Source organism: Daejeonella sp. (assembly GCF_037719425.1).
Lineage (GTDB): Bacteria > Bacteroidota > Bacteroidia > Sphingobacteriales > Sphingobacteriaceae > Daejeonella.
This window is the reverse complement of sequence record NZ_JBBJNI010000170.1, coordinates 1-8142: the sequence shown is the minus strand read 5'-3', so window position 1 is coordinate 8142 and position 8142 is coordinate 1. Positions and strand designations below refer to the sequence as shown.

Annotated in this window: 6 protein-coding genes; 4 read left to right on the top strand and 2 right to left on the bottom strand. The window is 44.3% G+C overall.

Features of this window, described 5'->3' with window-relative positions:
- From WKF69_RS17165 to WKF69_RS17150, 4 genes are all read left to right on the top strand, one after another.
- On the top strand, window positions 1-549 hold a 549-nt coding region (locus tag WKF69_RS17165), incomplete at its 5' end, for an N-6 DNA methylase (RefSeq protein ID WP_340383453.1).
- On the top strand, window positions 539-955 hold the full coding sequence (locus WKF69_RS17160) for a nucleotidyltransferase substrate binding protein (RefSeq protein ID WP_340383452.1): 417 nt from the start codon (window positions 539-541) through the stop codon (window positions 953-955). The genes WKF69_RS17165 and WKF69_RS17160, both read left to right, overlap by 11 nt.
- A complete protein-coding gene (locus WKF69_RS17155) occupies window positions 955-2391 on the top strand; it encodes a restriction endonuclease subunit S (RefSeq protein WP_340383451.1) in 1437 nt (478 codons plus the stop codon). The genes WKF69_RS17160 and WKF69_RS17155 overlap by 1 nt, the downstream gene beginning before the upstream one ends.
- Before the next feature lie 83 nt (window positions 2392-2474).
- Window positions 2475-5750 (top strand): type I restriction endonuclease subunit R, encoded by a 3276-nt coding sequence (locus WKF69_RS17150; RefSeq protein ID WP_340383450.1) that lies wholly within the window; start codon window positions 2475-2477, stop codon window positions 5748-5750.
- Here the strand turns inward: WKF69_RS17150 and WKF69_RS17145 are convergent.
- Both WKF69_RS17145 and WKF69_RS17140 read right to left on the bottom strand, forming a co-directional pair.
- Window positions 5692-7554, bottom strand: coding sequence for a sulfatase-like hydrolase/transferase (locus WKF69_RS17145; RefSeq protein ID WP_340383449.1), 1863 nt, complete (start codon window positions 7552-7554; stop codon window positions 5692-5694). The genes WKF69_RS17150 and WKF69_RS17145 overlap by 59 nt on opposite strands.
- Window positions 7555-7701: 147 nt before the next feature.
- Window positions 7702-8142 (bottom strand): hypothetical protein (locus tag WKF69_RS17140; protein ID WP_340383448.1); only part of this gene is annotated, 441 nt, incomplete at its 5' end.

Sequence of the window (8142 nt, the reverse complement as noted above, 5' to 3'; positions counted from 1 at the left end):
AAATGGGCCCTTACCAGTCAGACTAATAATGAAGGGGCTATCCGGAAAAAGCTCATCGAAAACGACCTAGTGGATTGTATTGTAAACCTGCCAACAAAACTGTTTCTAAATACACAGATCCCGGCCTGTCTGTGGTTCCTCACCCGGAATAAGACTAATGGCGGCTTCCGCGAGCGTAAAAACGAAATCTTGTTTATTGATGCCCGCAACATGGGATTTCTGGTAAACCGCCGAAACCGTGACCTTGCCCCTGAAGAAATTAAGCAGATAGCTGATACCTACCATAACTGGCGAAATAAGGATGGTAATTATGCGGATGTTCAGGGATTTTGTAAAAGTGCTTCGGTAGAAGGAGTAGCCCGATTGAATTATGTATTAACTCCCGGGCGCTATGTTGGCCTGCCCGACGAAGAAGACGATGTAAACTTTGCTGAACGTTTCCTGGAATTGAAGGCTGAACTGGAGAAACAATTTGCGGAAGAAGAGGCGTTAAATGAAAAAATACGTATTAACCTGGCAAAACTAGACATTACAGAAGATGGAAAATAAAGACGTACGCTGGAAACAGCGATTCGCCAATTATAAGAAAGCACTCGCAAAACTCTCAGAAGCGGTAGAGGAGTATAACGAGGGCGCTGTACGAGACATAGTAAAGGAAGGAATGATCCAGCGCTTTGAATATACTTATGAACTTGCCTGGAATACTATAAAAGATTATTATGAAGAACAGGGAGAAACAAATATTCAGGGCAGCAAAGACGCGATAAAGCTGGCGTACAACAGGAAACTGATAAGCAATGGGGAAACATGGTTTAGCATGGTAGATAGCCGCAAACTTACTGTCCACACCTATAATGAAGATACCGCTAATGAAGTTGCGGAAGATATTGCCGCGGTTTACCACGACCTGTTCATAAAATTGCAAACCCGCCTTGAAGTTGACTATCTCAGTTAATGGATGATGTATTGTTGAAATCCGGCTTGCCGAAAGAAAGTATCAAACAAATACAGGATGTTTTTGGAAGCCTCTTAAAAGTTGACGCTGTATTGCTGTTTGGCTCCAGGGCAAAAGGAAGTTTTACAGAAGGTTCTGATATAGATCTTGCTGTAAAAGGAAGGAAATTTAATCACAAAGATATTTTGAGCCTGAATGCTCAACTGGAAGAACTTAACCTTCCTTATAAAATAGATCTTCTTAATTACAATACGATAAATGAACCGGATTTGGTGGAGCATATCCATCGGGTGGGGGTGGTATTTTATGAGAGGTGGAAGAGTTTGAGGTTAGAAGAAATTACCGAACCTATTAAAAACACTTACACGCCTGACGGATCTAATCACTACAGGTACATAGGGCTTGAACATATAGGACAAAAAACCCTGCGATTAAATTCGGTGGGGAGTTCTTCGGACGTAACAAGCAACAAATTCTTATTTCAATCTGGGGATGTCCTATTTGGAAAACTGAGACCTTACTTTCGAAAGGTTGTCCAACCTGAATTTAGCGGAATTTGTTCTACGGATATTTGGGTTTTTCGTGCAAAAGACGAAATTGATCAGGATTATCTTTTTTATTTTCTCGCTAATTGGGATTTTGTAAATACTGCTAACGGCGGCGAAGGCGGAACTCGGATGCCCAGAGCTGATTGGAATCATTTAAAGGCAACGAAATGGCGAATTCCACCTGTAGTAGAGCAGAAAATCATAGCTTCAACGCTAGGTAGTCTTGATGACAAAATACATTTGTTACAACGACAGAATAAAACGCTGGAAGAGTTGGCAGAGAATGTGTTTGACAAATATTCAAAGGAGTCAATTAAAAGTGGCAAAATTGGAACTATTGAAGATGAATTTGATTTTACAATGGGGCAATCTCCTGCTGGGGACACTCTAAATGAAAATGAGGAAGGTATAGTGTTTTTTCAGGGAAGATCTGATTTTGGATTTCGCTTTCCTGAACCGAGGATTTATACGACTGATGCAACTCGTTATGCTCGAAAATTCGATACACTAATAAGTGTTCGTGCGCCGGTTGGGGATATGAATATGGCGATTGAGGATTGCAGTATAGGACGAGGGGTATCAGCTTTTCGTTATAAATTTAATGATAAGTATTATTCCTATACTTACTATAAACTGCGATCATTAATGCGGCAGATAAAACAGTATAATGATACCGGGACGGTTTTTGGCTCTATCGGTAAAGATGATTTTAAAAGATTGGAAAATGTTATTTTCGACTCAGACCATGTTGCCAAGTTTCAGCGCGAGGTTGGTTTAATGGATGAAAAAATTTACCAAAACACAGTACAGATTGCCAGTCTAAATGTGCTGAGAGATTCTTTGTTATCTAAATTAATTAACGGCGAAATAAGGATTATAAATTATTAAATGGAAAATATCTCGACTTTAACGAACGTATATATTTTCTTTAACTCTAAACCAGTTAACGTTTGGAGCAAATATAAGGATCAATGAAACCCATCACCGAATCCCATATCGAAACCCTTGCCATCGAAAGCCTCCAGGCGCTCGGCTGGGAATACATATATGGGATCGCATTGGCCCCGGGAGCTGAGCGTCAGGAAAGGGAGAATTACGAACAGATTATTTTAACAGAACGTCTTCGGAAAGCAGTTTCCATTTTAAATCCACACATCCCCGGCGGTGCACAGGAACAAGCTGTACAGAAAGTGCTTCGCATATACTCCCCGGATCTGCTGTATAACAACGAGACCTTTCACACCTGCCTGGTTGAAGGAGTTAAAATTCCTTACCAGCAGGATGGCTATGAGCGCAGTTATGAAGTAGCCCTGGTAGACTTTGAGGATTCCGCTAATAATGAGTTTGTTGTAGTAAACCAGTACACGGTTTCTGAGAAGAATCACAGCAAACGACCAGATGTATTGCTGTTTGTTAATGGTATACCGCTCGTGGTAATGGAGCTGAAAAATGCAGTATCTGAAAAAGCGACTGTGGAGCGGGCTTTTAACCAGATCCGAACCTATCAGGAACTCATTCCGTCTCTCTTTACTTACAATGCATTCTCTATTATATCAGACGGTTTTGAGGGAAAAGCCGGAACCATTACTTCCGCCCTGGGCAGGTATATGGTTTGGAAAAGCGCTAATGGCATTAAAGATGCTTCCCGCTTTGCACCGCAACTTGAGATTATGATTAAAGGCATGCTTAACCATGCGACATTACTGGACCTGATCCGCAATTTCATTGTGTTCGAAAAATCGAAGCGGGAGGATCCGAAGACAGGTCTGACTCAGTTGATCACCGAAAAAAAGGTCGCTGCTTACCATCAGTATTTTGCAGTGAATAAGGCGGTTGAAAGCACAGTAACTGCTGCAAGTACCGGAACTAAAAAAGGGGGCGTGGTATGGCATACTCAAGGCTCCGGGAAGAGTCTTAGTATGGTATTCTATGCCGGTAAGATCATCACCCGGGCGCAAATGCAAAATCCTACACTGGTGGTACTTACCGACCGGAACGACCTTGATGATCAGCTCTTTGGTACATTTGCTTCATGCCGGCAGTTATTGAGGCAGGACCCGGTGCAGGCCGAAAACCGGGGAAAGCTGAAAGAGCTACTGAAAGTTGCCAGCGGAGGGATTGTATTTACTACCATACAAAAATTCCTGGCCGAAGACGGTAAAGAAACTTATGATCTGCTTTCTGAACGAAGTAATATCATCATGATCGCTGATGAAGCCCATCGTACGCAATACGGCTTTGAAGCGAAACTGGTTGATGTTAAAAATGCCAATAAGGAAGTAATTGGAAAACGGATAGCCTACGGTTTTGCCAAATACATGCGTGATGCCTTACCGAACGCCACCTATATTGGATTTACGGGTACACCGATAGAAAGTACCGATGTGAATACCCCGCAGGTATTCGGGCAGTACATTGATATTTACGATATAGCTCAGGCCGTTAACGATGGCGCAACGGTTAAAATCTGGTATGAAAGCCGCCTGGCGAAGGTAAACCTGGATGAAGAAGGGCGCCGGCTGATTGCGGAATTCGACAGAGAACTGGAGCAAGATGAATTAACGGAAACGCAGAAAGCAAAATCCAAATGGACTCGTCTCGAAGCGATTATAGGTAACGAACGGCGTATTAACAACCTGGCGAAAGACATTGTTACCCATTTCGAAATCCGTCAGTCTGTATTTGAAGGGAAAGGAATGATTGTGGCAATGAGCCGGCGAATTGCTGCCGAATTGTATAACGCAATTATTAGGCTGAAGCCCGAATGGCATAGCGAAGATCCTGCAAAAGGAGCTATCAAGGTAATTATGACCGCTGCCAGCGATGATGGTCCTTTACTATCGAAACTAAAGACAAGCAAATCGGAGCGAAAAGATCTCGCTGAACGAATGAAAGATCCGGCTGATCCACTCAAGCTGGTCATCGTCAGGGATATGTGGCTTACCGGTTTTGATGCTCCGTCACTGCATACATTATACATCGATAAGCCGATGCGTGGTCACAACCTCATGCAAGCCATTGCCCGTGTCAACAGGGTATTTAAAGATAAACCTGGAGGATTGGTAGTAGATTACCTGGGCATTGCTACAGATCTTAAAAAAGCACTGTCTTTTTATTCTGATGCAGGCGGAAAAGGAGAACCGACAGATACCCAGGAAAGAGCTGTTGAAATGCTGCTGGAGAAAGTAGAGCTGGTACGCCAGTTATTCGCACAGGAATCTTCAACCAAAAAGGACATTATACTTGAGGAGCCATTGGCCTATTATTCCGGTTTAGCGGGGTTTAATTATAACCGTTTTTTTAGCGGAGCGCCACAGGAAAAACTTGCGGTGATATTACAGGCAGAAGAACACGTGCTCGGCCTCCCGGATGGTAAGGAACGATTTATCAAAGAAGTCACGCTCCTGAGTCAGGCCTTTGCACTTGCAGTGCCTGATGAGGAAGCCATGGCCTTAAAGGGTGAAATCGCATTTTTCCAGGCAGTAAAATCGCGCTTAACTAAGTTTGAAAGTGTAATAGGGGTAAACCCGGATGCCGAAACGGACAGCGCCATTAAGCAAATAGTAGACGAGGCTTTAAGCTCCGATCAGGTGGTAGATATTTTTGACGCGGCCGGTATCAGAAAGCCGTTGATTTCGGTTCTGTCAGATGAATTTATGCTCGAAATAAAGGGCATGAAACATAAGAACCTGGCCCTGGAGCTTCTTAAAAAGATTCTGAACGATGAAATTAAGACCCGCACTAAAACCAACCTGGTTAAGAGCCGGGCTTTGCTGGAAATGCTGGAGTCTTCAATTCTCAAATACCAGAACAATCTGCTCAGTACCGCCGAAATTATCCAGGAACTAATCAACCTCGCCAAAGAGATCACAGAATCCGACAAGGAAGCCGAACGTTTAGGACTTTCAACGGAAGAAGTAGCCTTCTATAATGCGCTCGAAATTAACGATAGTGCAGTTCAAGTCCTCGGAGATGAACAGCTGCGCTTAATCGCTCGCGAGATTGCAGAAAAAGTAAAAGCTAACGCGACCATCGACTGGGCTATCCGCGAAAGCGCAAGAGCAAAATTGATGGTGATCGTCAGGCGTACTTTAAATAAATATGGCTATCCACCAGATATGCAGCAGAAGGCGATTGAGACTGTACTGAAGCAGGCTGAATTGTTGGCGGATTGGCAGTTGGACTCTCCTAATAATTCAAATATTCCTGAAACACCTTCTGCATCATACCCTTCCCATAACGGGTGAGCTCCTCATCTTTACTCTTGTCCCTGTCATTCTTCCTCAAAATGATCCTCTTCCCAACATTATCAAATGACACCACCTGCCCGTTTGCGGCAAAGCCGAAACCATTATCCCAGTTGAAGAAAGCGAATTCTTTGGTTTGGGGGTTGAGCAGATCCTTGCTCCATTGATACCGGGAAGGATCCATTTTCAGCTGACTCAGCAAAGTAGCGGCAAGGTCGGTCTGGCTGCCGGTTTTATTGATGGCTGTGCCGCGGTATTCCGGTTTAATAACATCACCAAAGAATAATAACGGGATGTGATAGCGCTTCGCCTCATATTCCGAGATGGTGCCGGGCAGGCGGTGACTATGATCGGCAATCACAATGAATAAAGTGTTCTTGTACCAGTCTTTGGTTTTAGCTTCTTTCACATAAGCGCCGATACAGGAATCGGTGTAAAAGAAAGTGCTGCGGTATTTATTGTCGACATCCTCACCCTTAAACTTTGGCGTTCCCGGAATTTCAAAAGGCTCGTGATTGGTCAGGGTTAGAATTGTAGAAAAGAAAGGCTTCTTTTCCGTATCCAGATCAGCGGCATTTTTCCGGAACACCATATGGTCGTAGGTTCCCCATTTGGAGTTCATATCCTTTTTATCAAAAGAATGCTCATCCACCAGGCGTTCATAATCATGCCCGAGGATATATGATTTCATATTAAAGAACTCGCTTTCTCCGCCATAGTAGAAGGAGGTGCTGTACCCGTTCCTACGAAAATCCTGTGCAAGAGCGGGCAGCTTTTCCTGCTTATCGTTCTGCTTCATGATGGTTCGGATAGCCTGGGAAGGGAAGGCACTCAAGGTTGCGACCACGCCCTTGTCGGTCCGGCCGCCAGCAGCGTAGATATCTGTAAAGAGCAGGCCTTCTCTGCTCAGCGCTGTCATGTTGGGAGCAACACCCTTTTCCCCGCCAAGATTCTCGATCAGGGCTGCGGTAAAGCTCTCGACAATGATGAGGACGACATTGGGTTTCTGTGTTGTTAGTACCGGGACTGTTTCAACCGTGGCTTTAGGAAACAGCTCGCTGACGATCTTTTCAGATTCCTCATCGGTATAGTATCTATAAGGGTTTTTAGTCGCGAATTTATTATTGATGATATCCTGCAGCAGGTTCCATTCGGTATTAACAGCCGCATGATTTAGGATGGTCTCATTGGAGAAATAAGCCATGCTCTGATTAACGGGCGTTAGCTGCCAGCCGCCGCGGGCAACCAGAACCAGCAGGGCAATTGCAATAAAGCTCCCAACGATCTTATTTAAAAGAGGTTTTTGCCTGTCGGCGATCTTATAATCTATGATCAGATTGGACAGGAAAAGGCAGATCAGGAACATCGCCAGAACAACACAGGCAGACAGGAATATGGGCTGCGACCCGCTGGAGGCAATGGCTTCTTTTGTTGAATTAAAAGCCGTATCCAGTGCCCGGTAATTGATCTTATTGCCCCATTCCCGGTATAAATTGAAATTGAAGCCGCCGACAAACACGAAGATCACCAGCAGCACGATCACATAAATTTTAGCAGCAAGGCGGGGCAGTAAGCTGTGCTTTAAAAACAGGAAGATGATATAAAAGATGAGCGGGATAGCCGAAATATAAGCTACCATTGCAGAGTCGAGCCTGAGGGCATACCAGAAGGTAGCAGCCTTTTCGCCAAAGCTTACGGCTCTTAATTTATCGGAAAAGAAGATGAGGAAAACCAGTCTGTCGAGCGCAAAGAACAGCATCCAGAATAAGTAGAAGCGGAAAAAAACGAGGAAGGTTTTTAACATGGAGGCAAGGTAGGAATTTTGGGGAATTGTTTTTTAAACGCAAAGAGCGCAAAGGTCTGCGCAAAGGCGCTAAGTCCTAAACTCTGCGTTCTCTGCGCCTGAACTCTGCGCTCTCTGCGGTTAGATCTTTAAATTAACCTCGTTCTTCTATTTCCCCCCTTGCATCTGCATCAGTTGCTCAAAAGTGATCTCTTCGTGATCCTTGCTTGCAGTGAAAGATCCGGCAGGCACCGGTTCAGCCTTAACTTCTTTCAGGGTTGCTTTAATGCTAAGCCCGTTCATGTAAGACGTAAATTCTACCGGGAAACCGAAACCTTTTTCGAAGTAGCGGGTCAGCGGGTTTTGAGTACTGAGCTCCACTTCTTTTGTAAACCATGCGGTTGAGGACTGGCTGCTTTTTTTCTCCATCACCTCATATTTTGTTGCAGTAAAACCGGCAACTGCCTTTGTTTCAGTTGTGGCTTTTAAAGCAAGTTCCGGCGAGTTAGCAGCAATTTTATCCTGGTCGGCAGGGGTGAAGATCACGGAGAATTTCTTGTTCATCATCGGGATATCGAGCAGCAAACGCTCATACTCCTTGCTCAGGTT